Genomic DNA, 24,109 nt, shown 5'->3' on the forward strand with positions numbered 1-24,109 from the left:
GCGGACGGCTGGAGTAACAGCGTTCAATGTCTGATTTGCCTGCCACGCCGCTGCTCGACACGGTTGATACGCCCCACGATCTTCGCACGCTGAAGCCCGCCGACCTGCGCCAACTCGCCGATGAGTTGCGCCAGGAAACCATCTCGGCGGTGGGCTCAACCGGTGGGCATCTGGGTTCGGGCTTGGGCGTGGTCGAGCTGACCGTCGCGATCCATTATGTGTTCAACACGCCTGAAGATAAGCTGGTGTGGGACGTCGGCCACCAATGCTATCCGCACAAGATCCTGACGGGCCGGCGCAGCCGCATCCGCACCTTGCGCCAGGGCGGCGGGCTCTCGGGCTTCACCAAGCGCAGCGAGAGCGAGTACGACCCGTTCGGCGCGGCGCATTCCTCCACCTCGATCTCGGCAGCCCTGGGCTTCGCTATCGCCAACAAGCTGGCCGACAAGCCGGGCAAAGGTATCGCGGTAATCGGCGACGGGTCGATGTCGGCCGGCATGGCCTATGAGGCGATGAACAACGCCGAAGCCGCGGGCAATCGGCTGGTCGTGATCCTGAATGATAACGACATGTCGATCGCGCCGCCGGTGGGTGGCCTGTCCGCCTATCTCGCGCGGATGGTGTCGTCGTCCGAATATCTGGGTCTGCGCGAGTTCGCCAAGAAGACGATCCGCAAGCTGTCCAAGCGCGCGCACAACGCCGCGGCCAAGGCCGAGGAATATGCCCGCGGCATGGCGACCGGCGGCACGTTGTTCGAGGAACTGGGCTTCTATTATGTCGGCCCGATCGACGGCCACAATCTGGAGCACCTGATCCCGGTGCTGGAGAATGTTCGCGACAGTGAGCACGGACCGATCCTGGTCCATGTCGTCACCAAGAAGGGCAAGGGTTACGCCCCCGCCGAGGCGGCGGCGGACAAGTATCACGGCGTGCAGAAGTTCGACGTGATCACCGGCGCGCAGGACAAGGCACCTCCCGGGCCGCCATCCTACCAGAACGTGTTCGGCGAGACGCTGGCCAAGCTGGCCGAAACCGACCAGCGCATCGTGGCGATCACCGCGGCGATGCCGTCGGGCACCGGCGTGGACAAGTTCGCCCAGGCGCATCCCGACCGCGCGTTCGACGTGGGCATCGCCGAGCAGCATGCGGTGACCTTTGCCGCCGGGCTGGCTGCGCAGGGGATGCGGCCGTTCTGCGCGATTTATTCGACCTTTCTGCAGCGCGCGTACGACCAGGTGGTGCACGACGTGGCGATCCAGAACCTGCCCGTCCGCTTCGCGATCGACCGCGCGGGGCTGGTCGGTGCCGATGGCGCGACGCATGCCGGCAGCTTCGACGTGACGTATCTCGCGACCTTGCCCAACATGGTGGTGATGGCGCCGGCCGACGAAGTCGAGTTGGTCCACATGACCTATACCGCCGCCGAGCATGACAGCGGGCCGATCGCGTTGCGCTATCCGCGCGGCAACGGCGTCGGCCTTGCGCTGCCCGAGGTTCCGCAGCGGCTGGAGATCGGCAAGGGCCGGGTGGTGCGCGAAGGCAAGACCGTGGCGATCCTGTCGCTCGGCACGCGGCTGGGCGAGGCGACGAAGGCTGCCGAGGCGCTGGAGGCCAAGGGGCTGTCGACCACGGTTGCCGATCTGCGCTTTGCCAAGCCGCTGGACGAGGCGCTGATCCGCCGGCTGCTGACCAGCCATGAAGTGGCGATCACCATCGAGGAAGGCGCGATCGGGGGCCTGGGCGCGCATGTGCTGACGCTGGCCAGCGACGAAGGGCTGATCGATGCCGGGCTGAAGCTGCGCACGATGCGGCTGCCCGACAAGTTCCAGGACCAGGATTCGCCGCAGAAGCAGTATGACGAGGCGCGGCTGAACGCCGAGCATATCGTCGACACGGTGCTCACGGCGCTGCGCTGGAACGAGGCGAGCGCGGCCGGGGGCGGCGCGCGGGCCTGAGGGCCTTTCCCTGCCCCGGCGGGGGATGGGACACGGCATCCGTTCCCCCCTTGAGCGCGACGGGTGCGTCCCGGTTCACGGGAGCGCCCGTTCTTCGCGCGCTGACGCCCCTCCGTCAGCCCTGCGGGCTGTCACCTCCCCTTGCAGGGGAGCATCGAGGTGAATTGCATATAGGCGATGAGGCCTTTTGGGTGCGCAGGCCTGGCCCCCTCCGGGGAGGGGTGTTTCGGACAGCTACTGCGCGATCTGGCCGTAGTTCAGGACGTATAGCGGGCCCAGATGCAGCACCTGCTTGGCCGCATCGATGTGCAATGCCGCGTTTAGCTGGCCCGGCGCATAGTCGCGATCGGCATTGCCGGTGAGCTGGTACATCTTCCATTCCGGGTCGATGTCGAACGATTTCTCGAAGATCGCGCGGACGACCGGTGTGGCTTCCAGCTGGACCCGTCCGATCCTGCCCGGCGCGCCGTTGGCCGTATCAGTCGCCTTCGCCCAGAAGGCGATGACGATGCGGTCGCCCTTTTTCACCGGCTTGAGCGTCGGGCTGATCACACCGATGCGCCAGAAATCGGCATGGCCGTCCAGCGGAATGCGCAGCATCTTGCCGAACTGCACGCTCTTGTCGCTGCGCACGGCCGGCGGAATGGGAAGTCCGTAGGGCCGAAGCGCATCGACGCGCGGATCGTTGGCAAGGCGATCGGCCATGCTCGGCGCGTCCTGCGCCGCCCCCAGCGAGGGAGCGGCGAGGAAGGCCGGGGTCAGGCAAAGCGCGGCGAGTTGAAGCATTCGCATGGCGTTTCTCCTGTCCCCGGGATCGTCAGAAGCGGAACCGCACGCCGAGCGAGTAGCTGCGCTCGAGGTAGAGCACCTGGCGCGCATAGCTGTCGCCGGTGTCGTACTGACGCGAGCGCTGGAGCGGATTGCCGAGCAGGTTCACGATGTCGAACGCAAGCGTGATGTTCGGCACAGGCGTGACCGACGTCGAGAAATCGAGCTGGCCGCGGCCCTTTTCCTTGATGGCGTGTGCGATCGGGTCGAGCGCTTCGAGTGTGTAGGCGGTCACGAACGTCGAGCGGTAGTTATAGGCCAGACGCGCCGAGAACTGCGGCTTCTCGTACAGAGCAACCAGATTGTACGCCCATTTCGAAACGCCGGGGAACACCTGCTGCTCGTTGCCGAGCGTCGAGGCGAAGTTCGGCTGAAGATCGCCCTTGGCATCGAGATAGGTGCCATTGGCCTGGATGCCGAAGCCCTTGGCCCAATCCGGCAGCCCGTCGATGTCGAGGAAGCTGGTGAAGGTCACCTCCGCGCCCTGGATGCGGGTCTGGCCCAGGTTGATCGGCCGGTCGATGCGCAAGCCGGGGGTGGAGCGGTCCGCCACGGTCGCCAGGAAACCCTGCGCGTCGTGGCGGAAGATCGCCGCAGTGAACGAGCCGGTCCGGGAGAAGTAATATTCCAGGCTGACGTCGTAATTGTCCGAAGTGAGCGGCTTGAGGTTCGGGTTGCCGGCCGAACCGCCGCGGCGCAGACGCTCTACGCAGACAGCCGGCGTCGCGTCGGTGAGGCAGGGATCCCCGGGTGCAAGGATCACCGGCTGGCCGAGCGACAGGTTCGGGCGAAGATCGAAGAAGTTCGGACGCGTGCGCGTTTGGGTATAGGCAAGACGCAGCTGCAGCTTGTCGGTTAGGCCCACGCGCGCGCTCACGTTGGGCAGATAGTCGGTATACTCGCTTTCAGCAGAGATCGCCGGATTGGTGATCACACCGCCCACGCCCTCTTCGCGTGAGAAGCCATTAATCTTCGTCTTGGTCTTGACCGCGCGCAGGCCGACGACGCCGTCCAGGACCGTGGAACCCAGCTCGAAGCCGTATTTCAGCTGCGCATAGGCGGCGTAGGACTTCTCGTTGGCGCGGAAGTTTTCGGCCGGGTTGAAGGGCGGGATCCCCGCGGGCACGCCGAAGAAGCTGCGCAGCTCGGTGAGATTGTCGCGGATGCTGTCGCGGGTCGGCGCGGCATAGAAGACGTTCGGCTGCACCCGGTTGAAGGTGAAGCCCGGCAGGCTGGTGCGGACGTCCAGACCGGGAAGCGACGTCAGCGGAATGCGCGCCCCTTCATTGTTGATGTAGAGGTTACCCAGATCGCGGCCGGCATCACGATCGGCGAAGCGCACGCCGACGTCGAAACGCTTCAGGAACCCAAGGTCGACATCGTAGGACAGATCGGCACGTGCCTGGAGATCCTTGCCGTTCACCACGAGCAGTTCCTGCCAGAGCCCACGGCTGATGAAATTGGCGGGATCGCTGAGGTTGAAGTTCACGAAGCGCTGGGTCGGCCCCCCGTCATGCGCGGCATCGAACTGGACGTTGCGCACGGGGGAGCTTGCCGCGGCATAATCGATGTTGACGTTGTTCGCACTGTACTGGCTGTCGGTATAGGCGACATCGGCCGAAAGACGCAGCCGGTCCTTGTTCCAGACGGCGCCGCCGCCGAACTGGTAGGTGTCGGTCTTGCCGTTGAACGAGCCGGTATAGCCATCGGGACGCGCCGCGCCGTTGACGGTGGCCGTCGATATCTGGTTGGTGCCCGGGATCGTGGCGACGTTCGAAAGCGTCATGCCATCGCCGAAGATCGGGATGAACATCCAGCGGTTATAGTCCTTCGAACGGAAGCCCTGGTACAGACCATCGAGGTAGATCTCGAGCTCGGGCGTGGGCTTCCACTGGAAGGCGGCGTTGGCCGAGGGGCGGTAGCGGCTACCATAGCCCAGGAAATTGCCCTGCGCGTCCGGGAAACGCAGGCCGGCCTGCGCGGTCGGGGCATTCGCCGCGTTGGTGGTGCCGATCACCAGCGACTGCTCACGGGTCGAGTCCAGGAAGTCGATGCCGACATAGGAGCCGTTCACCAGCAGGCCCATCTCGCCGATGCCGGTATCCCAGCGGTTGCTGATCAGCAGGTTGCCGTTGGGCACGCCACCTTGCGACTGCTCAGAATGGACATAATTAAGCGAGCCTGACAGCTCGAAACCCTGGAAGTCGAACGGGCGGCGCCCGCGGACGTTGACCGCGCCGGCGATGCCGCCTTCGATCTGCGGGGCGAGGCCGGACTTGTAGACTTCCAGTGCGGCGACAGTGCCGGCGGGGAAGTCCTGGATCTGAACGTAGCGGCCTTCGGCAGTGAAGATCTGACGGCCGTTATAGGTGGTGGTCAGGTCGGGAAGGCCGCGCACGGTGACGCCGGCCGACTCGCCGCCGCCGCGCGTGACGTTGACGCCAGCAACCCGCTGAAGTGCAGAGGACGCGAAGGTGTCCGGCAGCTTGCCGATGTCCTCAGCGACGATCGCGTCGACGATACCGTCGGACTCGCGCTTGATCCGCTGGGAGGACTCCAGGCTGCGACGCAGACCGGTGACGACGACCTCGTCAGTCGCGCCCGTCGACTCGATCTGCTCGGAAGGTGCGGGAGCGGAGGGGTTGACGTTCTGATCGGACGGACCCGCGGGCTTCGGTGCCTCCTGCGCCTGATCGGCTGACGCATCCTGCGCCGCAGCAGGCGAAGCGCCCAGAACCATCGAAAACGCGGACACCGATACGCAAAGAAGCGCTTTGGCTTTCATACAGCCTCTCCCCTTAGATGTTGCTGGCAGTTTTCTGCCCTGACGGCTCGCCATATCGCGCAGTGTAGCGCCCCACAATATGTCCGAGTATAAATAAAGCAGATTATTAAGATTCTTTGGCAGCTCTCGTTTTTATGCAACACTGCGGGTACAGCGCGACCATGCTGAACATGACCTCTGCCCGGCCTCGGGCAATCGCCAACTGGCTGTTTACCGTCGCCATCCTGATCGTGCTGATGGTGGTGATCGGCGGCATCACCCGGCTGACCGAGTCGGGCCTGTCGATCACGCAGTGGAAGCCGGTCTCCGGCATCGTGCCGCCGCTGAACGACGGGCAGTGGCAAGCCGAGTTCGACAAGTACAAGCGCATTCCCGAATATCAGCAGCTGAACCAGGGCATGACGCTCGCCGGGTTCAAGCAGATCTTCTTCTGGGAGTATCTCCACCGGCTGCTCGGACGCGTGATCGGGCTGGCCTTCGCGCTGCCGCTGCTGTGGTTCGCGGTGCGGCGGCAGATCCCGCGCGGCTATGGCTGGCGGCTGGTATCGCTGCTGGCCTTGGGCGGACTGCAAGGCGCGATCGGGTGGTGGATGGTGAAGTCGGGTCTGTCGGTGCGCACCGATGTCGCGCACACCCGCCTCGCGACGCACCTGCTGGTCGCGTTGTTCACCTTGGCCGGGATCGTGTGGACCGCGCTCGACCTACGGCAACTCGCCCGAACGGGGGAGAACCGCCCTGCCCGGCTGACGTTGCTCGGCGGCATCACCGTGACCGTGCTGTTCGTGCAGCTCTTCTATGGCGCGCTGGTCGCCGGGCTGAATGCCGGGCTGGTCACCGACGAGTGGCCTTTGATGAACGGACAGTTCTTTCCTGGAGCAACGGTTGCCGGGCGGTCCGCGCTGGAGGCCTTGATCGACGATCCGGCGATCGTGCACTTCGTGCACCGCTGGTGGGCCTGGGTGGCCGTGGCGGCGCTGATCGTGCTTGCGCGACGGACCAAGCCGATCCAGCGGCGCGCGTCCATCGCGATTCACAGCGCCTTTGGCATCCAGATCCTGCTGGGCATCGCGACCGTCATGAGTCAGGTGAACATCACCCTGGCCGCGCTGCACCAACTGGTTGGCGCGTTGCTGGTCATTGCCACGGTCTGGGGCGCGCATGTGGTGGGGCGCAAGGCATGAGCGACATTGCGCTGGTACATGCAATCTTTGCCGATTCCGCCGAAGTAGAGCGTGTCGTAGAGGCTGCGATCACCGAGCGGCTGGCCGCATGCGCGAACATCCTGGCGCCGTGCGTGTCGGTGTATCGCTGGCAGGGCGAGGTCGAGCGGGCGGAGGAAGTGCCGGTGCTGTTCAAGACTACGCCCGAGCTGGTGGGGCAGCTTCGCGCGCGGATCGCAGAGCTGCATTCCTATGATCTGCCGGTGATCGAGGCATGGCCGGTTGCGGCGGGGTCGGCGGTGTTCAAATGGGTGCACGACGCCACCGGCTAAGCCGCATGGTATCATGATACCCGTCAGCAATGGCACGCATTTGCTTGACTTTTGCACCGCTCCTGAGCAAATGGCGCCCAATCGCGCTGCCCTTTCGGTGGCGCGTTCGCGTTTCATACGAAAGGTCCCGGCCCCATGAAGGAGCTGATGAAGACCACCAAGTCGGCAAAACCGGCTGAGGTGGAGAAGAAGTGGCACATCGTCGATGCCGACGGCCTGGTGGTCGGTCGTGCAGCGACGATCATCGCCAACGTCCTGCGCGGCAAGCACAAGCCGAGCTTCACCCCGCACGTCGATTGCGGTGACAATGTCATCGTGATCAACGCGGACAAGATCCGGTTCACCGGCAAGAAGCTGCAGGACAAGGTGTATTACAAGCACACCGGTTATGCCGGCGGCATCAAGGAAATCACCGCAGCCAAGGTCCTGGAGGGCCGCTTCCCGGAGCGCGTTCTGGAAAAGGCCGTGGAGCGCATGATCCCGCGCGGTCCGCTGGGCCGTCAGCAGATGCGCAACCTGCGCATCTTCGCCGGCACCGAGCATCCGCACGCCGCGCAGAACCCCGAAGTCCTCGACATCGCGTCGATGAACCGCAAGAACAAGGTGGGCGCATAATGTCTGACAACCGCCAGTCCCTTTCCGATCTGGGCAACCTGGCCGCAGGCGCGCCGGCTGCCGAGGCAACCGCCGGTGGCGAGACCGCCGCTCCCGCCACCCAGGCTCCCGTTTCCACCATGCCCCTGCGCGAGCAGCAGCTGGACCAGTACGGCCGCGCCTATGCGACCGGCCGTCGTAAGGACGCCGTTGCCCGCGTGTGGATCAAGCCGGGCACCGGCAAGATCACCATCAACGGTCGCGACCAGGAAGTGTATTTCGCACGTCCGACGCTGCGCCTCGTGATCAACCAGCCGTTCGGCGTCGCCGAGCGTGAAGGTCAGTATGACGTGATCTGCACCGTCAAGGGCGGTGGCCTTTCGGGCCAGGCCGGCGCGGTCAAGCACGGCATCAGCCAGGCGCTGACCCGCTTCGAGCCGGTGCTTCGCGCCCCGGTGAAGGCAGCAGGCTTCCTGACCCGCGACAGCCGTACCGTCGAGCGTAAGAAGTATGGCCGTGCCAAGGCACGTCGTAGCTTCCAGTTCTCGAAGCGCTAAGCGGTTCACACTCGAACACGATTGGGGCGGTCCGGCAACGGGCCGCCCTTTTTGTTTGTGTGGGCGGAGCATGTTTGTTCGCGCGGCGCGCGCAGCCGGAGTCACGGACCACCGATTTTCACTAGTTCCCCGGCGAAGGCCGGGGCCCAGCTGCAATGCAGTATCGGCTAGGGTCCCGCGCCCTCGAAACACCTAGGCAACTGGGCCCCGGCCTTCGCCGGGGAACTCCTAAGTGGGTTTGGCGGTGGGTGCTGGAGCAACGAGCCGGGCCGCCTCCATAAGACGAGCGGTTTATCTTGGCGCAGACAAGCGGGGACAAGGCCGGTAAGCCTCGCTCCCGGGAGCCGGACCCGCGCTGCAAGGGCGCCGGAGGCGAACTGGGGGTGGCGATGACCTCACGCGAGATGACCTCGTTCCTGCCGCGTGCCGATGACGATGTGTGGCCGCAAGGCGTGCGGCGCACCCCGGTCGAGATCGCGCAATTGCTGTTCTTCGGGCTGCTGAACTGGCCCTGGCTGTTGCGCAGCCTCTCCGGCGGATCGGCGGAGGCAAGGGCGGCCTTGGTCGAGCGGCTGGGGCTAGCACTTGACGCCCTGCCCCATCTGGGCAGCTGGAAGGCCGATGCCGGGTTCCTGACTTTGCTGGTCGACCGGATCGAGGCGCAGCGGCCGCAAACCGTGGTGGAACTGGGCGCTGGCGCATCGAGCCTAGTCGCGGCGCGGGCGCTGCAACGCAACGGCGAGGGGCGGCTGATCAGCTGCGACCAGCATCCTGGCTTTGTCGCCGCGACGCGGCAATGGCTGCGCGACAATGGCGTGGACGCCGATCTGCGCGCGACGCCGTTCCGCCGCTCGCCGGGCGGATGGCCGGGCATCTGGTACGATCATGGCGGCCTGCCCGCGCGGATCGACCTGCTGGTGATCGACGGCCCGCCCTGGACGATCCATCCGTTCGTCCGGGGCGCGGCGGAGACGCTGTTCGACCGGCTGCCGGTGGGCGGCACGGTGCTGCTCGACGACGCGGCCCGGCCGGGCGAGCGCGTGGTGGCGCAGCGTTGGCGGCGGAGGTGGCCGGGGTTCGAGTTTAGGTTGGTGCATGCTGGAACCAAGGGGACGCTGGTGGGCACGCGAGTGGCGTGAGCGTGAGATCCTCCCCTGCGAGGGGAGGTGGCGCGCGAAGCGCGACGGAGGGGTGTCAGCGTTTCAGACGGAGGTACGCTCCAAGCGGCGGGGATACCCCTCCGTCAGCCCTTCGGGCTGCCACCTCCCCCTCCGGGGGAGGATTTATTCGAAGCCACTCCTCTTCCAGGCCCTATTCTTCGTCACCCCCAGCCTTGAGCCGGGGTTCCGCTGCCGTTTCCGGCCAAGAAGAAGCGGGATCCCGGCTCAAGGCCGGGATGACGGGTGGTTTTGAGCTTTCCCGGGAAGATCTTACAACGGCACCGACCCCTCGCCCTTGAACCGGGCGACGGTCTCGAAGCTGCTGCCGTCAATGCGGATTTCATTGAACGAAGGCGGCTTGTCGCGCGTGCGCTTGGAGAGCGTGCCCGCACCGATCAGGCGGACGGTGCGGCCGTTTACCTGGTGCTCGACGTCGAACGGATCGTGCACATGGCCCGACAGCACGGCATGGGCCCCCGCCTGCGCCAGCGCGTCGAGCGCCGAGCGGCCGTGGCGAGTCATCGAGGTGGCGCGGGTGCCGGCTTCGATCAGCGGATGGTGCGCGGCGATGAAGATCAGGTCGCCCGGGGGCACCGCTTCGGCCAGCGCCAGCGACTTCTGGAGTTCGCCGGTCCCGATATAGCCTTTCGACCAGTTGGTGCGGAACTGGAAACGGGCGGTGGTCTTGAGCGGCACGACCGCCACGCCCTTCACGTCGAGCGGCTTCTCGATCATGCGTTCGATCGCCTTGTAGCGTTTGTAGGGTGTGAAGAAGCGGGCGAAGAGATTGAAATACGGAAGGTCGTGGTTGCCCACTTCCACCGTCACCGGCACGTTCAGGCTTTGCAGCCATTTGCCGGCGGCGGCGAACTCGGCGGAACGCGCCCGCATGGTCAGGTCGCCGGTCATGATGACGGCGTCAGGCTTTTCCTCCTGCACTTTGCGGTCGAACCATTCGATCGCTTCGGTGTCCTCGCGGCCGAAATGGACGTCGCTGACATGGAAGATGCGGGTCATGCTGCGGGAACCTCCGGGTCAGGGCGCGTGGCGATGAACGTTTCCAGGCTCTTGCCGGCCTTGATGGTTTCGTGCGGGTCGAGCGTGACGGGTTCACCATCGAACAGGGCGAGCACCCGGCGCTTGCCGCGAATGCGCAGCCGCTCGGCGCGGGTCTGGGTGACGGCGCGTGCCTCGACCCAGTCGCCGGTCATCCAGTCCCAGCCGAGCTCAACGATCGACCGCCAGTCGCGCGCGTCGACGCCGGTGACTTCCAGACCGTGGACATCGGGGGTGACGAACACCGCCTGATACTGATCGCGCAGTCCCTTGGCGCCGTCGACGCGGATACCGCGATCGCCAAAGGTGCGGCGAAGTGCGGCACGGGCCGCGCCGACCAGCCGGCGCAAGCGGCCGTCGCGCACGGCTTCGCGCGCGCGGAACCAGGTGGCGGCAGGGCCAAGGATCAGCCCGACAAAGGCGCGATGCGCGCCGGCCTCCACATAAGGCAGCGCCACGCGGCGATCGCACTGGTGCGCGGCGTGCACGATCTTGTGCGGGTCGGTTTCGCTGTGCAGTCCCTTGGCGAGCAGGTTCATCGTGCCGCCGGGCAGGATCAGGAACGCGCCCTGCCACTGCTCCAGCGCGGAAAGCGCGGCGTTGATGGTGCCGTCGCCGGCGAACAGCACCACCGTGTCGACACCCGCCTTGTCTAGATCAGCGGCTACAGGAAGGCTCTGGTCGGGAAATTCGGTGCGGCCGGCAAGCGTCAGGCCACGCTCTTCGAACACCGCCTCCAGCGCCTCGCATTTGGTGCGGGTCGCCGATCCGGAATTGGGATTGGTGATGAACCAGAGCTTTTCCATGGCCCCGGCAACGCGCGAAGCGGCGTTTGGTCCCGGTCTTCTGCGCAGTGCAGCAACAATGGAACCGCACGCCGCACAAAGCCTTTGAGCGACACTCGCACCCGAGCACGAGGCCGCAACCCTATGGCGCTACAGCCACAGCACAGCGTCAGCGATACCGAGCGCGACCGTGCGCTACGTCAGCTCGTCACCGAGTCCGCCTTTGCCAGCACCACTACCGCGCTGACCAGCGGCGTGATTCTGACGGCGTTCGCGCTGCACCTGGGCGCGTCGAACCTGGTGATCGGAGTTCTGGCCTCCGCGCCCTTCCTGGGCCAGCTGCTCCAGGCGCCGACGATCCTGCTGGTCGAGCGGCTGCGGCAGCGCAAGCTGATCTCGGTCGCGTCCAGCCTGATCGGGCGCGGCATGCTGGCGCTGATGGCGCTCTCCGCATTTCTCCCTCGCGACTTGGGAATCGCCGCGCTGATCCTGGGGCAGCTGGTGCTGTGCGGCATGGCAGCGGTGGGCAGTTGTGCGTGGAGCGCATGGATGCGCGACCTGGCGCCCGAGGACCGATTAGGCTGGGTGTTCGCCAGGCGAACGAGCTTTGCCGCCGCGATCAGCCTGGTGGCGGGCATCGCCGCCGCGGTGGTGCTCGACCGCACGCCGGAGGGATCGTGGTGGCGCAGCCTGACCTTTGGCGCGCTCTATGGATTGGGCTTTGTCTCAGGGCTGGTCAGCGCGTGGCTAACCGCGCGGATCCCCGAACCCGCGATGCCGCCGCAGCCAGACGTAAAGCTGGGGCTGGTGGCATTGCTGCGCGAGCCGCTGGCCGACTATAATTTCCGGCAGCTCACGATCTTCCTTGCCGCCTGGCAATTCGCCATCAACCTGGCGACCCCGTTCTTCACGGTGTTCATCGTCCAGCAGCTCGGCTTCGACATGACCTTTGTCATGGTGCTGAGCGTGGTGAGCCAGCTTTCCAACCTAGTCGCGCTGCGCAACTGGGGCGCGCTGGCCGATCGGTTCGCCAACAAGTCGGTGCTGCTGGTCGCCGCGCCCACCTATATCGCCTGCATTGTGGCGATGATCGGCGCGTCGCAGATCACGCATGGCCCGTGGCTGGTGGCGTATCTGATCGTGCTGCACCTGTTCATGGGCAGCGCGGTGGCGGGCGCGACGCTGGCCACCACCTCCATCGCGTTGAAGTTGTCGCCCAAGGGATCCTCTACCGCCTATGTCGCAACCGCAGGCCTGGCGACGGCGGTGGCGGCGGGCATCGCGCCCATCCTGGGCGGGGCATTCGCCGACTTCTTCCGGCTGCGCCAATTCGAGCTGCTGCTGCGCTGGACCAGCCCCCAGGGCGTGGCGACGGTGTCGCCGCTGCGGCTGTCGCAGTGGGATTTCTACTTCCTCATCGCCGGGGTGCTGGGGCTGTACGCCATCCACCGCCTGGCGCTGGTGCAGGAAAGCGGCGAGATTCGGCGTGGCGAGATGGTGCAGCAGGTGTTGCTCCACACCCGCCGCACGGTGCGCAACATTTCCACCGTCGCGGGGCTGCGCGGCCTGACCGATCTTCCCGCCGGCTTTCTCCGCGACGCATCGCTGCGCGCCCGCTTCCTGCGCCGCCAGCGCTTCGCTGATCGAGGTTAGCTTCGGAAACCGCTGAAAGACATGGAGGTTGATCGTTGATGACCAGGACCACTACCCTTCCCGCCCGCGCCAAAGCGGGCAAGCTTCCCGGCGTGTCGCCCAACGTGTTGCTGCTGCGTGAGGAACTGCGCGCGGGCATGGAGGAAGTGGCGACGCTTGCGCTGGGTGAGCGGTCGATCGCGGTATGTGCCGGGCGCGACGCGCTGTGGCTGATCGTACGCCGCGAAGGCCATGGCGGGGTGGCGCTGCGGGCGGCGCATGCGCCGGGTGGCTGCGGCGAAGTGCGCACGCGCCGTGCCGAGGGTGACGAGACGCTGCGGCTGGAGTTCGACACAGTGATCGGGCGGCAGAGCGTCGCCATCCGCCTGCACGAGGACGCGCTGCCCGTGCTGCGCGTGACCACCTCCCTGCGCCCGAGCGCGCCGCTGCTGGTGCCGTTCCTGCCGCGCGACCTGTACCCGCTGTACGCGGATGACGATCCGGCCGGCGCCATCGGTCAGGTGGAAGCCGCGCAGCGCGGCATGAACGCGGGCGTGAGCTATTTCCGGATGACCGAGCCCGCGTTCGGCAGCACGCTGTACTTCCAGAACTTCACGACGCTGAATCCCTATTTCGAGGCGACCGGCACCAAGCCGGACGGCGCCGTCGGCGGGGAATGGCCCGAAATTGGTTATCTGCCGCCCACCGCGCCGCAAAAGGGCAAGCCGCCGCTCGACCCACTTCCCGAGGGCGAGGACATGGTCATCCTCGACAGCTATCTGGCCTTTCACGACGAAGCCGACGCCGATGAGACGGTGATGGCGCGGCGCTACCTGATGCTGCTGGGCGCGATCTATCGGCGTCTCGAGCTGCCGCCGACCGAATATCGCGACTGGGTCGACCGCGCCGAGCGCTCGCTGCGCGACTTGGACCAGGCGCCCCAGGCGACCATCCGCCACTACGGGTTCCGCTACATCCATCCCTACACCGCCACTGAATATCCGGACTCGATGGTGCAGATGTCGGTGCTCGCCTCGATCCGCGACTATGAAGCGTGGAAGAAGCAGGACATCCCCCTGCTCGGCGAGCTGAAGGCGGGGCTGCGCAAATTCTATGACCCCAAGCTCAAGACGGTGCGGCGCTACCTGCCCAATGTGGGGCCGGACAAGGACAAGGACGCGGTCGACAGCTGGTATCTGTACCACCCGCTGATGAACCTGGGGCACCTGGCGACCGATGGCGACAAGCGCGCGCGCAGGCTGTTCCTGGAGTCGATCGACTTCGGCATCGAGGCCGCGCACCATTTCGACTATCGTTGGCCGATCCAGTATAAGGTGACCGACTTCACCGTCATCACCGCGGCGCGCGACGACGAGGGGCTGGGCCAGACCGATGTCGGCGGCATCTATGCCTATGTCATGCTCCAGGCGTTCGAACTGACCGATGACAAGCGCTTCCTGGACGAGGCGCGCGCGGCGATCGACGCGGCGCGCGGCATGCGCTTCGAACTCAATTATCAGGCGAACCTGACCGCCTGGGGCGCTTCGGCCTGCATGCGGCTGTGGCGGATCACCAATGACGAAGCGTATCTGGACCAGAGCTATGTCTACTTGGCCAGCTTCTTCCACAACGCGTCGATCTGGGAGTCCGAGATCGATCATGCCAAGCATTACCGCAACTTCCTGGGCGTCACCGCGCTGCACGACGCGCCCTACATGGCGATGTATGAGTGCTTCGACAGCTTCGCGGCGTTCGAGCGCTATCTGAAAGACAGCGGCCCTGACTTGGAGCCCGCGGTACAGCTGCTGTTGGGCGAGTATTGCCGCTACGCGCTCGATCGCGCCTGGTTCTACTATCCCGACGCGCTACCCGAAGAAGCCGTGGCGAGCGAGAATGTCCGCAACAGCTATGTCGACCGGAACCTCTCTTTCCCGGTCGAGGACCTGTATGTCGATGGGCAGCAGGCCGGACAGGTGGGCCAGGAGATATACGGCGCCGGCGCCGCCTTCGTGTTCGCCAGCCGAACCTTCCACCCCGTAGGCGATGCGCCATTCCGGTTGTTCTGCGACCACTTCCTGCTAGCAAGCGATCGTCCTGCCGAGCGCGCGTTCAACTTCCAGCTGAGCGGCGCGGAAGGCTGTACTGCGCGGCTGTGCCTGATCCGCACGGGCAAGGAAAAGCTGCCTGACTTCACCGTCACCACCATGGCCGGCGACCGGGTGCGCGGCCGGACGGTGGACGACCGCATCGAATATCACGTGCCCGCCAATGGCCGCGTCAGCATCGCGTGGTGAACGGAACCTAAGCGCGGGCCATTCCTTGTTCGTGGCAAACCGGCTTGCAACGGAGTTCCTCATCATGCCCAATCCCGCTACCGACGCGCATACCGCGCAGCCCAGCCTTGCCGGGCGCCGCGCCCTGGTCACCGGCGGCACCACCGGCATCGGCCGCGCCATTGCCGTTTTGCTGGCGTCCGAAGGCGCCAAGGTGTTCGTGTGCGGGCGCACGCCGGAACATCTAGACGACGCGCTGACGCGTATCCGCGAAGTGGGCGAAGGCGACGGCATCGCCGTCGACCTGGCGAGCCAGGACGGCGTCGACCGCTTCGTCGCGGCGGGTGAAGCGTTCCTGGGCGGCGTCGACATCGCAGTCATCAACGCAGGCCTCGCCGCCGATGGGCTGGACGATACCGACACCGCCGATATCCGCTACACGGTGGACACCAACCTCACCTCGCACATGACCGTCGCCAAGGCGGCGGTGGACCGGATGGGTCCGGGCAGCGACATCGTCTTCATCGGGTCGATGTCGTCCGTGTCGCGCGGCGGCAGCTCCACGGTCTATGTCGCGACCAAGACCGGCGTCGAAGCCTTTGCCGAGGCGCTACGCAAGGAACTGGCCGAAAAGGACATCAAGGTCGGCAACATCGAACCCGGCCTGACCGGCTCCGACATGCAGCTGCCCGACACGCCAGTGGAAAAGCAGCGCGAGATGATCGCGCATGGCGACATGCTGCGCGCCGAAGATATCGCCGCGGCGACGCACTTCATGCTTACGCAGCCGCGGCGTACGGTGGTGTCGCTGATGCGCGTCGAGCCGCGCCTGCAGACGCGATGACGTTTGCGGTCGACCGGCTCGTCTTCGGGCCCGACGATGTGGATCTCAGCCGGTCGCCCCTGGCTGGGCATCTGAACGCCGAAACCTATGTGCTCGGCGCCTTCAATCCCGGACTGACGCGGCTGCCGAACGGCAATCTGGCGATGTTCGTCCGCGTTGCCGAGGCGCTGCGCAAGCCCATCTTCGACGGGCATGTGCATGCGATCCGCTGGGATGACGGCGCATATGTGCTGGACGCCTGGCCGCTGGAGTTGGTCGACACGTCCGACCCGCGCAAATTCCTGATCTATGGCGGGCGCTGGCGAGTGATGGCGCTCACCTCGCTGTCCTGGATCCTGCCGGTCGAGCTATCGCCTGACGGTCTGGCGGTAGTCGCCGTTCACTACGACAAGGCGATCGTCCCGCAGGCCAGCTTCCAATGCTATGGCGTCGAGGACGCACGCGTATCGAAGGTGGAGAACCGCTGGCTGATGACAACCTGTTCGGTCAGCCCCGAGCGCCATTGCACCACGTTGTACAGTTCGGACAACGGGCTCGACTATCGGCTCGAGGACATCGTGCTCGACCACCAGAACAAGGACATGCTGATCTTCGAAGGCAAGGTTGGCGGCAAGTTCTGGGCGCAGACCCGGCCGCTCGGCGACCTGTACTTCGCCTATCCGCCGGGCAGCGACTGGCGCGCCGGTCCCTCGATCAACTTGGCCACCTCGCCCGACGCGCTCCATTGGAAGCCCCACCGCGAACCCGGCATTCGCCCCCACGCCGCGACCGTCGCCACCGCGCGCATGGGCGGCGGCACCCCGCCGATCCTGATCGAGGATGGCTGGCTCACCCTGTGGCACGGCGTGGAGCCCAAGGAGATTGTCGGCGTCTACCGCACCTATTGGTCGATCCTCGACCGCGACGATCCTGCCAGGGTGGTCCGCACCCGGCACCCGCCGCTGCTGGAGGCGAACCCCGACCTTACCCGGCCGATGGAGGACAAGATGTATGTCCATGACGTGGTGTTCACCACCGGCATCGCCGATGCGGGCGATCATTATGTCGTCGCCAGCGGCGAAGCCGACCTGGCCTGCCGCATCACCCACATCCCCAAATCGACTTTCGCGGGCTGAAGCCCCGAGCCGCAGAAGGACGCATCGCTCCCTGCGACCGCGGCCCGCGCGGCGGAACAGGAAAGTGCGTAGCGCGCGCTTAATCGTTACGTAACATCAGTGCGCAAGGATCAGCCCGTCCTTGATCGGGAGAGCCCAGGTGTCGCTGAATTGGCTTCGCATGTTCCGCCGCAAAAACGCTGCCGCACTGCGTCGCAAGCAGGAGGTAAATCGCGCGATGGAGACGGTGCAGTACGATCCCGTGCAGACCGCGTTGGAAGCGCAGTGCGGGTGAAGCCGGACTGATCGCATGCAGCGCGGCAACTGAGCAATCCTCCCCCGGAGGTGGAGGATTGTTGGAGCCACCGCCACACCGCCGCCAGATCGCCCTCTGGATTCCACCGCGAAGGCACGCCATCTTGGCGCCATGAGCCACGATGCCGGTCCGGGCGAGCCGCTGATCCACCGCGCGCGCAAAGTCGCTGTCAGCTTTGCTGATGTCGGCCTCACCCATGCCGAGGAAATGCTTCGCCGCCTGTCGCCCGAAGGCCGGGAGCAGGCACGCCGCGAGCGTGAGGCGAAGGCAAGGCGCCGGAAGCGGCTCATGGTCCGGCTGGTCATGGCAGCCATCGCGTCGTTGCTCGCCTGGGCACTGCTGGCGACGGTCAGCGCGCCCGGCGTGGCGCTTGCCGCCGCGTCGGCGGTGATGCTGCTGTTGACGCTGTTGATCATCATCCGGGCCGACCGCGCTGCGCCGGGACGCGAAGCCATGACCCAGGCTCCCCTGCCCTGCCTGGCCGAGGAGTCGATCATCTGGCTCGCGGCGCAGAGGCGCGGCTTGCCGCTTCCCGCCGCCCAGCTTGCGGAGTCGATAAGTTGGAGGCTCGATGCGCTGGCGCCACAGCTTTGCCGGCTCGATCCCCGCAGTCCGGCGGCCGCCGCCGTCCGCAAGCTGGTCGCAGAGGAAATGCCCACACTCGTCGGTGGCTGGCGAACCGTGCCCATTGCAAGCCGCCGCGCGCCAGGCGCCGATGGCCGCACGCCCGACGACCATCTGATCAACGGGTTGCAACTGATCGAAGCCGAGCTGGGACGCGCAAGCGAACAACTCGGCCGCACCCCGGCCGATCAGATCGAAGTGTTCGGGCGCTATCTGGAACTCAAATATGACGAGGGCGGTCGCCTGGCGGCGTCGAACTTTACCAGCGCTTAGCGTGGAGCGGGTGAAGGGAATCGAACCCTCGTCGTAAGCTTGGGAAGCTTCTGCTCTACCATTGAGCTACACCCGCAAGAGACTGAACTGCCTCAGTTCCTGCCGCCGCTGACAAACTGCCTTGCAGCGATGCGAATGCCAAGTGCCACAACCACTGCCCTGTGGTCAACGCAGATACGATCTGCTCGGCCGCGTCCCTGCTTCACCTTGACGTGCGCGTTCAGCGCTTCATGATCGCTCCAGGTCGAAAACGGGCATGTTTCCGTTTGAACAGAGGATGATGGATGCGTTTTGGTTCCGCGGCTCCGCTCGCTCTGTTCGCTGCAATCTCGCTGCTACCCGGCGCCGCGCACGCGCAGAGCGCCCGTGACCTGCTGACCAAGGCGGCGTTCCAGGACCGCAGCCGGACGACCGCGCTACAGCGGATCGAGACCGTGCGTGCAGGCACGCTCGCGGCCTTGCAGCGGAACAAGGACGATCAGGATGCCGCCGTATTGGCCGCCATTGCGCTTGGCTATCACGCAAAGCTTACCGGCGAACGCTCGCAGGCGCTCGCCGCGCGCCGGGAGTTCGAGCAGGTGGTCGGCCGTTTTCCCCGCAATGCGGAGGCGCAGGCGGGTCTGGGCGCCTGGCACCTGGGCATCATCTCGCACGCAGGCCGCTTCGTCGCCCGTGCCGCGGCTGGCGCGCGGGAGAGCGTCGGCCTCGCCGCATTGGACAAGAGCGTGGCCCTAGGTGGCCGCAGGGCGATGTTCTTGGGCCTGGCTGGCCTGATGCGGATAAACCTCGATCCCGAGGACAGCCGCGGCGTTGGCTTGCTGGAGGCCGCATCCAAGGCCCCTACCCCGACCGCGCTTGACCGCATCATCCAGCGCTCCGCAGTGGCGGTGCTGGGCCCGCTTCGGCGCGGCGATCGCAAGGGGGCCAAGGCGCTGGCCGACCAGCTCCTGCCCTTTGGCTGGTACGACAAAAAGCGCAGCGCATCGTGAAAGACGCTCCCGCGCCGGCTCAAGCCTGACCGCCTTGCGGCCCGCGCCGCCGCATGTAAGCTAGCGCCAAGACCAAAAAAGGAAGAGGCGCCGATGATCCGACGCGCGTTGATGCTGGCGGCCATGTTGACCCTGGGCACAGGCATGGCACCGGCCAATCAGCAGACGGAGCGGCCGGCGATCACGGGTGTATCGCACTTGGCGATCTACGCCGCCGATCCCTCCGCAACCGACGGCTTTTACGGCCGCGTGCTCGGCGCGAGGAAGGTGGCCGATCCGGAAAATCCGAAGGGCACCCGGTACCTGTTCAGCGAGACGCAGTTCGTCCAGGTCCTGCCCCTCCCGCCGGGACACGGAACCAGCCGGCTGGCGCATGTCGCCTACACCACCACCGATGCCGCTGCGCTGCGCCGCTACCTGCTGGATCACGGCGCGAAGGGCATGACGGCGCTGTCCACCAGCGCGTCCGGGGAACGCTGGTTCGGCACCCGCGATCCCGAGGGGGTCGAGGTGCATTTCGTCCAGCCCCCCGCGACGGCGAGCACCCCATCCACCGCCGTCAGTGGCCGCATCATCCATGTGGGACAGGTGGTGCGTGACCGCGCGGCGCAGGACACCTTCTATCGCACGCTGCTCGGCTTCCGCCCCTATTGGTATGGCGCGATGAAGGAAGGCGCGACCGACTGGATCTCGCAACAGGTGCCCGACGGCACTGACTGGCTCGAATATATGATGGTCGGGCCGGGCTCGACAGTGGACGAGAAGCGCGTCGACGGACGGCTGCTCGGCGTGCTCAATCACCTGTCGCTGGGCGTCGTCGACATGAAGGCCACGGTCGCGCGACTGACCGCCGAGAACCGGCTGAGCCCGCGCCATGACGGCCCGCAAATGGGGCGTGACGGCAAGTGGCAGGCCAACCTCTACGATCCCGACGGCACGCGCGTGGAGCTGATGGAGTTCCAGCCGGTGGCCGAGCCCTGCTGCTCGCCCTTCACCGCCGACAGTCCCACCAAATAAAAGGGTACAGCATGACCGAAGCACGATCGGGTCTCACCCGGCGCGACTGGCTGGGCGGCGCAGCGGCAAGCGCAGGCGTGCTCACCCTGCCCGGCACTGCCTTTGCGCGAAAGATCGCGCCCAGCGACCGCGTCAACGTCGCAGTGATCGGCGCGGGCGGCATGGGCGCGCAGAACATGGCGAAGCTCACCAGCCAGAACATCGTCGCGATGGCCGATGTCGATCTCGCCCATGTCGCCAAGGCGTTCGTCGGTGACAGGGGCGGGGCGCGCCCTGACCTGCAGCCGCTCAAGGCGGCCTATGACCGCGCCGCCAAGTTCGCCGATTATCGGCGGATGTTCGACGCTCGCAAGGACATCGACGCCGTGGTGATCGCCACGCCGGACCATCATCACGCGGTCGCTGCCAAGATGGCGATGGAGCGCGGCATCCATGTCTATGTGCAAAAGCCGCTGACCTACACGGTTCGCGAAGGACGGGTGCTGCTCGATCTCGCGGCGAAGAACCCGAAGCTGGTAACCCAGATGGGCAATCAGGGCCATTCGGGTGATGACGGCCGCCGGGTGGTGGAGCTGATCCGCGGCGGCGTGATCGGGGGGGTGCGCGAAGTCCATGCCTGGACCAACCGCCCGCTCTGGCCACAGGGCGACGCACGTCCTGCCCCGGTGCCGAAGCCGGCCAGCCTCGACTGGGACGTGTGGCTTGGTCCGGCGGCGGTGGATTGGGGCTATCATCCCGATTACGCCCATTTCAACTGGCGCGGCTGGGTGCCGTTCGGGATCGGCTCGCTCGGGGACATGGGCGCGCATCTGGTCGACTTCCCGCTCTGGGCGCTGGAGCCGGGGCTGCCGACGCGGATCGAGACGCGGCACAGCCGCTGGGGCGGCGACGACAATATCTGGGACGGCAAGCCGCCGACGGATCTGGGCAGCTATCCGCTCGCCAACATCACGACCTATCAGTTCGGGCAAGCCAAGCACGGCCCGCTGACGATGACCTGGTATGATGGCGGGCTGATGCCGCCAACGCCCGCAGGGATGCCGGCAAGCGCACGGATGAACCCGGATGGCGGTGTGCTGTATGTCGGCGATCGCGGCATGCTGATGCACGAAACCTATGGACAAAAGCCGGTCCTGATCGGCGATGGCGTCGAAGCGCGCGCTGCCGCGGTGCCCGTGTCGCTGCCCCGCATCCAGGGCGGCCGCGATGGTCATGAGATGAACTGGATCCGCGCGATCCGCGGCGAAGAGGCGATCTCCTCGCCCTTCTCGGCCGCCGTGCCGCTCAACGAGACGATGCTGCTCGGCATGGTCGCTATGCGCGCGGATCAGCCGATCGAATATGATGGCGCCAGCGGGCGGATCACCAATCTACCGGATGCCAACCGCTTCCTGGACCGTGAGTATCGTCAGGGATGGGCGCTGTGAACCAGCCGCTCCGCTAGCGGCGCTTGGTGCGCAGCGCTGGGATGCAGCGCCCGGCCTTAGGCCGGCAGGCGTTCCGCCAGCATGGCAATCCCGTCCGCGCTCAAGCTGTCGTGCGAGGCGCCGTCCAAAATGATCGGCCGCTCGACCGACAGCGTGGCAGCCGCCTTGTGCGCGGGGTCGAGCTTCAGCCACTCGCGGACCACCGCTTCGAGGTTGGAGACCTCGGCTATGTCCTGTTCGCTCCGCACGACATTCTCAAGTGAGGCACTCATCGACCAGTCAATGGCCGGGCTCTTCGATGCGTCGCCCCAGATTGCTTCCGTCATCTAACAACGCTCCCGTTCTGTACCGAACCAAGCGCCAAAGGGGTGGCGAGGTTCCGCTAGACGGGCGGCTACCGTCTCTTCGGCACCCACTTAGAGCTCCCCTCCCTGCAAGGGAGGGGCTGGGAGCAACAGGTCGGCCATGCCCCCCGGCATGGCCTGAACAGCGCGGGGCGCTGTTCACCTGATGCTGGTGCGAGCGCAGCGAGCCAACGAGATACTTGGGAGGAGGGAAAAGGGCGGGCATCGAGCCCGCCCTTTTCCGACCCACCCCTACCCCCTCCCTTTCAGGGAGGGGGACTTGAGTATCGACGAATGAAGGCTAGGATGCTCGAGCGGCCCAACCCCAAGCACAGCCGGCGGAAGCGCGCTCGGCACTCCCCCACCGGCCACCCGCCTAGGATCAGTCCGGCTTCTTCGCCACGCCAACCAGCGCCGGGCGCAGCAGGCGGTCCTTGATCATATACCCCGACTGGATTTCCTGCACGACCGTACCCGGCTCCGCGTCAACGCTCGGCACTTCCATCATCGCCTGGTGGCGGTTCGGATCCAGTGCCTCGCCCACTGCCGAGATCTTGGTGATGCCATGCCGGCCAAACACCGACTCAAGCTCGCGGCCAGTCGCCTCCAGGCCCGTCACCAGCCCCTTCAGCTTCTCGTCCTCGCGCAGATCAGCGGGGATCGCCGCCAGCGCACGCGCCAGATTGTCGGCAACCGACAGCACGTCGCGCGCAAAGCCGGTTGCGGCATAGGCGCGCGCGTCCTGCGCTTCCTTCTCGGCCCGCCGGCGGACATTCTGCGTCTCGGCCTGCGCATACAGCACCTGCTGTTTCGCCTCGGCGAGCTGCGACTCCAGCTCGGCGGTGCGGTCATGCTCCGCCACTTCGGGTGCCGCTTCCGCGGTTTCCTCGCGAAGGTTGCTGTCCGCGTCCTGCAGGTCAGCGTTGATGTTTTCGTTCTCGGTCATGGTTCCCTGTACGTCTTCAAGCGAGCAATCGGGCCAAGGTGGCCGCCGTGAAATCCACCATGGGCACGACGCGGGCATAGTTCAACCGGGTGGGGCCGATCACGCCCACCACGCCGACCACGCGCCCATCCAGCGATCGCACCGGCTTGGCGATCACCGACGAGCCGGAAAGCGCGAACAGCTTGTTCTCCGATCCGATGAAGATCCGCGTCGCCTCGCCCTCGCGCGCGCTGTCGAGCAGCCGGGAAATCTCTTCCTTGCCCTCCAGCTCGTCGAGCAATTGGCGCACCCGCTCCAGATCTTCGGCGGCCGTGGCGTCGACCAGCCGGGCCTGCCCGCGCACGATCAGCACCGGGCGGCGGTCGCCATCCTCGCTCCACACCGCCAGGCCCCGCTCCACCAGCAGCGCCGCAGCCGAATCGAGCGCGGCGCGCTTCTGCGTCAGGTCGCGGTCGATCCGCGCGCGCGCCTGCGCCAGCGTCAGTCCGGCCAGCATGCTGCTCATGTAATTGGCCGCCTGTTGCAGCGCATGCGGGTCGATCCCGCCGGGCAGATGCACGACCCGGTTCTCCACCGACCCGTCCTCGCCGACCAGCACGGCGAGCGCGCGGTCCTGGCTCAGTGGCACGAAGCCGAACTGGCGCAGCACCGGCTCGGCCTTGGGCACCAGCACGAGTCCCGCGCAGGCCGACAGGCCCGACAGCGCGGCCGTGGTATTGGCAATCGCCTCTTCCACCGGCCCCACCTTCCCTGCCCGCGCCTCAATCGCGGCGCGTTCTTCGGCCGAAGGCTCATTGGCCTGCATCATGCCGTCGACGAACAGCCGCAGCCCGACATCGGTCGGCATCCGCCCGGCGCTGGTATGCGGCGCGGCAAGCAGCCCGGCCTCCTCCAGGTCCTGCATCACGTTGCGGATGGAGGCCGGCGAGAGGTTCAGCGCCGAGATTTTGGATATGGTCCGCGACCCCACCGGCGCGCCGGTGTCGAGATAGGATTCCACCACGATGCGGAACACGTCGCGCGCGCGATCGGTAAGTTCGCCAATGGGAGGAATGGTCATGCGGTCTATGTAGCGTTTGTGCGCCCCGCCTCAAGCACACCTTCAGTTCCCCGGCGCA

General features: G+C 66.2%; 22 protein-coding genes and 1 tRNA gene. 15 read left to right on the forward strand and 8 right to left on the reverse strand.

What is annotated here, in order from left to right; genetic code table 11:
- The first annotated feature begins 26 nt into the window (after positions 1 to 26).
- Positions 27 to 1,955 (forward strand): 1-deoxy-D-xylulose-5-phosphate synthase, encoded by a 1,929-nt coding sequence (gene dxs / locus LQ953_RS01710; RefSeq protein WP_231028710.1) that lies wholly within the window; start codon positions 27 to 29, stop codon positions 1,953 to 1,955.
- Positions 1,956 to 2,189: 234 nt separating this feature from the next.
- Here the strand turns inward: dxs and LQ953_RS01715 are convergent, their stop codons facing one another.
- Together LQ953_RS01715 and LQ953_RS01720 are read right to left on the reverse strand one after the other, a co-directional pair.
- On the reverse strand, positions 2,190 to 2,747 hold the full coding sequence (locus LQ953_RS01715) for a hypothetical protein (RefSeq protein ID WP_231028711.1): 558 nt from the start codon (positions 2,745 to 2,747) through the stop codon (positions 2,190 to 2,192).
- A gap of 25 nt (positions 2,748 to 2,772) precedes the next feature.
- Positions 2,773 to 5,568, reverse strand: coding sequence for a TonB-dependent receptor (locus tag LQ953_RS01720; RefSeq protein ID WP_231028712.1), 2,796 nt, complete (start codon positions 5,566 to 5,568; stop codon positions 2,773 to 2,775).
- Positions 5,569 to 5,729: 161 nt separating this feature from the next.
- Between LQ953_RS01720 and LQ953_RS01725 the strand changes: the two genes are divergently transcribed.
- The 5 genes from LQ953_RS01725 to LQ953_RS01745 all read left to right on the forward strand — a co-directional run bounded on the left by LQ953_RS01725 (position 5,730) and on the right by LQ953_RS01745 (position 9,350).
- Positions 5,730 to 6,749 (forward strand): COX15/CtaA family protein, encoded by a 1,020-nt coding sequence (locus tag LQ953_RS01725; protein WP_231028713.1) that lies wholly within the window; start codon positions 5,730 to 5,732, stop codon positions 6,747 to 6,749.
- Positions 6,746 to 7,060 carry a divalent-cation tolerance protein CutA gene (gene cutA / locus LQ953_RS01730; protein ID WP_231028714.1) on the forward strand — a complete coding sequence of 105 codons (315 nt, stop codon included), beginning with the start codon at positions 6,746 to 6,748 and terminating at the stop codon, positions 7,058 to 7,060. Before LQ953_RS01725 ends, cutA begins: the two co-directional genes overlap by 4 nt.
- Positions 7,061 to 7,195: 135 nt before the next feature.
- A complete protein-coding gene (gene rplM, locus LQ953_RS01735; protein ID WP_231028715.1) occupies positions 7,196 to 7,675 on the forward strand; it encodes a 50S ribosomal protein L13 in 480 nt (159 codons plus the stop codon).
- Positions 7,675 to 8,211 carry a 30S ribosomal protein S9 gene (rpsI, locus tag LQ953_RS01740; RefSeq protein WP_231028716.1) on the forward strand — a complete coding sequence of 179 codons (537 nt, stop codon included), beginning with the start codon at positions 7,675 to 7,677 and terminating at the stop codon, positions 8,209 to 8,211. Before rplM ends, rpsI begins: the two co-directional genes overlap by 1 nt.
- Positions 8,212 to 8,600: 389 nt before the next feature.
- Positions 8,601 to 9,350: a class I SAM-dependent methyltransferase gene (locus LQ953_RS01745; RefSeq protein ID WP_231028717.1), complete on the forward strand. Its 750-nt coding sequence runs from the start codon at positions 8,601 to 8,603 to the stop codon at positions 9,348 to 9,350.
- A 291-nt stretch (positions 9,351 to 9,641) separates the two neighbouring features.
- Here the strand turns inward: LQ953_RS01745 and LQ953_RS01750 are convergent, their stop codons facing one another.
- Both LQ953_RS01750 and LQ953_RS01755 read right to left on the reverse strand, forming a co-directional pair.
- Positions 9,642 to 10,388: a metallophosphoesterase family protein gene (locus LQ953_RS01750; RefSeq protein ID WP_231028718.1), complete on the reverse strand. Its 747-nt coding sequence runs from the start codon at positions 10,386 to 10,388 to the stop codon at positions 9,642 to 9,644.
- On the reverse strand, positions 10,385 to 11,233 hold the full coding sequence (locus LQ953_RS01755) for a diacylglycerol/lipid kinase family protein (protein WP_231028719.1): 849 nt from the start codon (positions 11,231 to 11,233) through the stop codon (positions 10,385 to 10,387). Before LQ953_RS01755 ends, LQ953_RS01750 begins: the two co-directional genes overlap by 4 nt.
- Positions 11,234 to 11,356: 123 nt before the next feature.
- On the opposite strand from LQ953_RS01755, the gene LQ953_RS01760 reads away from it, so the two are divergent.
- From LQ953_RS01760 to LQ953_RS01780, 6 genes are all read left to right on the forward strand, one after another.
- Positions 11,357 to 12,865 (forward strand): MFS transporter, encoded by a 1,509-nt coding sequence (locus LQ953_RS01760; RefSeq protein WP_231028720.1) that lies wholly within the window; start codon positions 11,357 to 11,359, stop codon positions 12,863 to 12,865.
- A 38-nt stretch (positions 12,866 to 12,903) separates the two neighbouring features.
- Positions 12,904 to 15,138 (forward strand): hypothetical protein, encoded by a 2,235-nt coding sequence (locus tag LQ953_RS01765; RefSeq protein WP_231028721.1) that lies wholly within the window; start codon positions 12,904 to 12,906, stop codon positions 15,136 to 15,138.
- Between the two features lie 64 nt (positions 15,139 to 15,202).
- Positions 15,203 to 15,961: an SDR family oxidoreductase gene (locus tag LQ953_RS01770; RefSeq protein WP_231028722.1), complete on the forward strand. Its 759-nt coding sequence runs from the start codon at positions 15,203 to 15,205 to the stop codon at positions 15,959 to 15,961.
- Entirely contained in the window at positions 15,958 to 17,076 is a 1,119-nt protein-coding gene (locus tag LQ953_RS01775; RefSeq protein ID WP_231028723.1) for a glycosidase, read from the forward strand. The genes LQ953_RS01770 and LQ953_RS01775 overlap by 4 nt, the downstream gene beginning before the upstream one ends.
- 139 nt (positions 17,077 to 17,215) lie before the next feature.
- Positions 17,216 to 17,350 carry a hypothetical protein gene (locus LQ953_RS16150; RefSeq protein ID WP_269141219.1) on the forward strand — a complete coding sequence of 45 codons (135 nt, stop codon included), beginning with the start codon at positions 17,216 to 17,218 and terminating at the stop codon, positions 17,348 to 17,350.
- A 132-nt stretch (positions 17,351 to 17,482) separates the two neighbouring features.
- Positions 17,483 to 18,268 carry a hypothetical protein gene (locus LQ953_RS01780; RefSeq protein ID WP_231028724.1) on the forward strand — a complete coding sequence of 262 codons (786 nt, stop codon included), beginning with the start codon at positions 17,483 to 17,485 and terminating at the stop codon, positions 18,266 to 18,268.
- Positions 18,269 to 18,270: 2 nt separating this feature from the next.
- Here LQ953_RS01780 and LQ953_RS01785 read toward each other — a convergent pair.
- Positions 18,271 to 18,344: transfer RNA gene (locus LQ953_RS01785), tRNA-Gly, on the reverse strand.
- Positions 18,345 to 18,552: 208 nt separating this feature from the next.
- On the opposite strand from LQ953_RS01785, the gene LQ953_RS01790 reads away from it, so the two are divergent.
- From LQ953_RS01790 to LQ953_RS01800, 3 genes are all read left to right on the forward strand, one after another.
- Complete coding sequence (locus tag LQ953_RS01790) at positions 18,553 to 19,257, forward strand: hypothetical protein (RefSeq protein ID WP_231028725.1); 705 nt, start codon at positions 18,553 to 18,555, stop codon at positions 19,255 to 19,257.
- A 93-nt stretch (positions 19,258 to 19,350) separates the two neighbouring features.
- Entirely contained in the window at positions 19,351 to 20,274 is a 924-nt protein-coding gene (locus tag LQ953_RS01795) for a VOC family protein (protein WP_231028726.1), read from the forward strand.
- A gap of 11 nt (positions 20,275 to 20,285) precedes the next feature.
- Positions 20,286 to 21,701: a Gfo/Idh/MocA family protein gene (locus tag LQ953_RS01800; protein ID WP_231028727.1), complete on the forward strand. Its 1,416-nt coding sequence runs from the start codon at positions 20,286 to 20,288 to the stop codon at positions 21,699 to 21,701.
- A gap of 56 nt (positions 21,702 to 21,757) precedes the next feature.
- On the opposite strand, the gene LQ953_RS01805 is transcribed toward LQ953_RS01800, so the two are convergent.
- The 3 genes from LQ953_RS01805 to hrcA form a co-directional block, all read right to left on the reverse strand.
- On the reverse strand, positions 21,758 to 22,027 hold the full coding sequence (locus LQ953_RS01805; protein ID WP_231028728.1) for a hypothetical protein: 270 nt from the start codon (positions 22,025 to 22,027) through the stop codon (positions 21,758 to 21,760).
- A 400-nt stretch (positions 22,028 to 22,427) separates the two neighbouring features.
- Positions 22,428 to 22,991 carry a nucleotide exchange factor GrpE gene (grpE, locus tag LQ953_RS01810; RefSeq protein WP_231028729.1) on the reverse strand — a complete coding sequence of 188 codons (564 nt, stop codon included), beginning with the start codon at positions 22,989 to 22,991 and terminating at the stop codon, positions 22,428 to 22,430.
- A gap of 16 nt (positions 22,992 to 23,007) precedes the next feature.
- The gene (gene hrcA, locus LQ953_RS01815; RefSeq protein ID WP_231028730.1) at positions 23,008 to 24,051 is read right to left on the reverse strand and encodes a heat-inducible transcriptional repressor HrcA; all 1,044 of its coding nucleotides are present in this window, start codon (positions 24,049 to 24,051) and stop codon (positions 23,008 to 23,010) included.
- Positions 24,052 to 24,109: the final 58 nt, after the last annotated feature.

This window comes from Sphingomonas sp. IC-56, assembly GCF_021043375.1.
In the GTDB taxonomy this organism is placed as follows: domain Bacteria; phylum Pseudomonadota; class Alphaproteobacteria; order Sphingomonadales; family Sphingomonadaceae; genus Sphingomonas.

Bases quoted from the DNA above. Each gene is read 5' to 3' on its own strand.
- LQ953_RS01795 (WP_231028726.1), top strand. From the start codon at position 19,351: ATGATCCGACGCGCGTTGATGCTGGCGGCCATGTTGACCCTGGGCACA.
- LQ953_RS01725 (WP_231028713.1), top strand. From the start codon at position 5,730: ATGCTGAACATGACCTCTGCCCGGCCTCGGGCAATCGCCAACTGGCTG.
- rplM (WP_231028715.1), top strand. From the start codon at position 7,196: ATGAAGGAGCTGATGAAGACCACCAAGTCGGCAAAACCGGCTGAGGTG.
- LQ953_RS01745 (WP_231028717.1), top strand. From the start codon at position 8,601: ATGACCTCACGCGAGATGACCTCGTTCCTGCCGCGTGCCGATGACGAT.
- LQ953_RS01760 (WP_231028720.1), top strand. From the start codon at position 11,357: ATGGCGCTACAGCCACAGCACAGCGTCAGCGATACCGAGCGCGACCGT.
- LQ953_RS01750 (WP_231028718.1), bottom strand. From the start codon at position 10,388: ATGACCCGCATCTTCCATGTCAGCGACGTCCATTTCGGCCGCGAGGAC.
- LQ953_RS01770 (WP_231028722.1), top strand. From the start codon at position 15,203: ATGCCCAATCCCGCTACCGACGCGCATACCGCGCAGCCCAGCCTTGCC.
- LQ953_RS01800 (WP_231028727.1), top strand. From the start codon at position 20,286: ATGACCGAAGCACGATCGGGTCTCACCCGGCGCGACTGGCTGGGCGGC.
- hrcA (WP_231028730.1), bottom strand. From the start codon at position 24,051: ATGACCATTCCTCCCATTGGCGAACTTACCGATCGCGCGCGCGACGTG.
- dxs (WP_231028710.1), top strand. From the start codon at position 27: ATGTCTGATTTGCCTGCCACGCCGCTGCTCGACACGGTTGATACGCCC.
- LQ953_RS01715 (WP_231028711.1), bottom strand. From the start codon at position 2,747: ATGCGAATGCTTCAACTCGCCGCGCTTTGCCTGACCCCGGCCTTCCTC.
- rpsI (WP_231028716.1), top strand. From the start codon at position 7,675: ATGTCTGACAACCGCCAGTCCCTTTCCGATCTGGGCAACCTGGCCGCA.
- LQ953_RS01805 (WP_231028728.1), bottom strand. From the start codon at position 22,027: ATGACGGAAGCAATCTGGGGCGACGCATCGAAGAGCCCGGCCATTGAC.
- cutA (WP_231028714.1), top strand. From the start codon at position 6,746: ATGAGCGACATTGCGCTGGTACATGCAATCTTTGCCGATTCCGCCGAA.
- LQ953_RS01765 (WP_231028721.1), top strand. From the start codon at position 12,904: ATGACCAGGACCACTACCCTTCCCGCCCGCGCCAAAGCGGGCAAGCTT.
- LQ953_RS01780 (WP_231028724.1), top strand. From the start codon at position 17,483: ATGAGCCACGATGCCGGTCCGGGCGAGCCGCTGATCCACCGCGCGCGC.
- grpE (WP_231028729.1), bottom strand. From the start codon at position 22,991: ATGACCGAGAACGAAAACATCAACGCTGACCTGCAGGACGCGGACAGC.
- LQ953_RS01790 (WP_231028725.1), top strand. From the start codon at position 18,553: ATGCGTTTTGGTTCCGCGGCTCCGCTCGCTCTGTTCGCTGCAATCTCG.
- LQ953_RS01775 (WP_231028723.1), top strand. From the start codon at position 15,958: ATGACGTTTGCGGTCGACCGGCTCGTCTTCGGGCCCGACGATGTGGAT.
- LQ953_RS01755 (WP_231028719.1), bottom strand. From the start codon at position 11,233: ATGGAAAAGCTCTGGTTCATCACCAATCCCAATTCCGGATCGGCGACC.
- LQ953_RS01720 (WP_231028712.1), bottom strand. From the start codon at position 5,568: ATGAAAGCCAAAGCGCTTCTTTGCGTATCGGTGTCCGCGTTTTCGATG.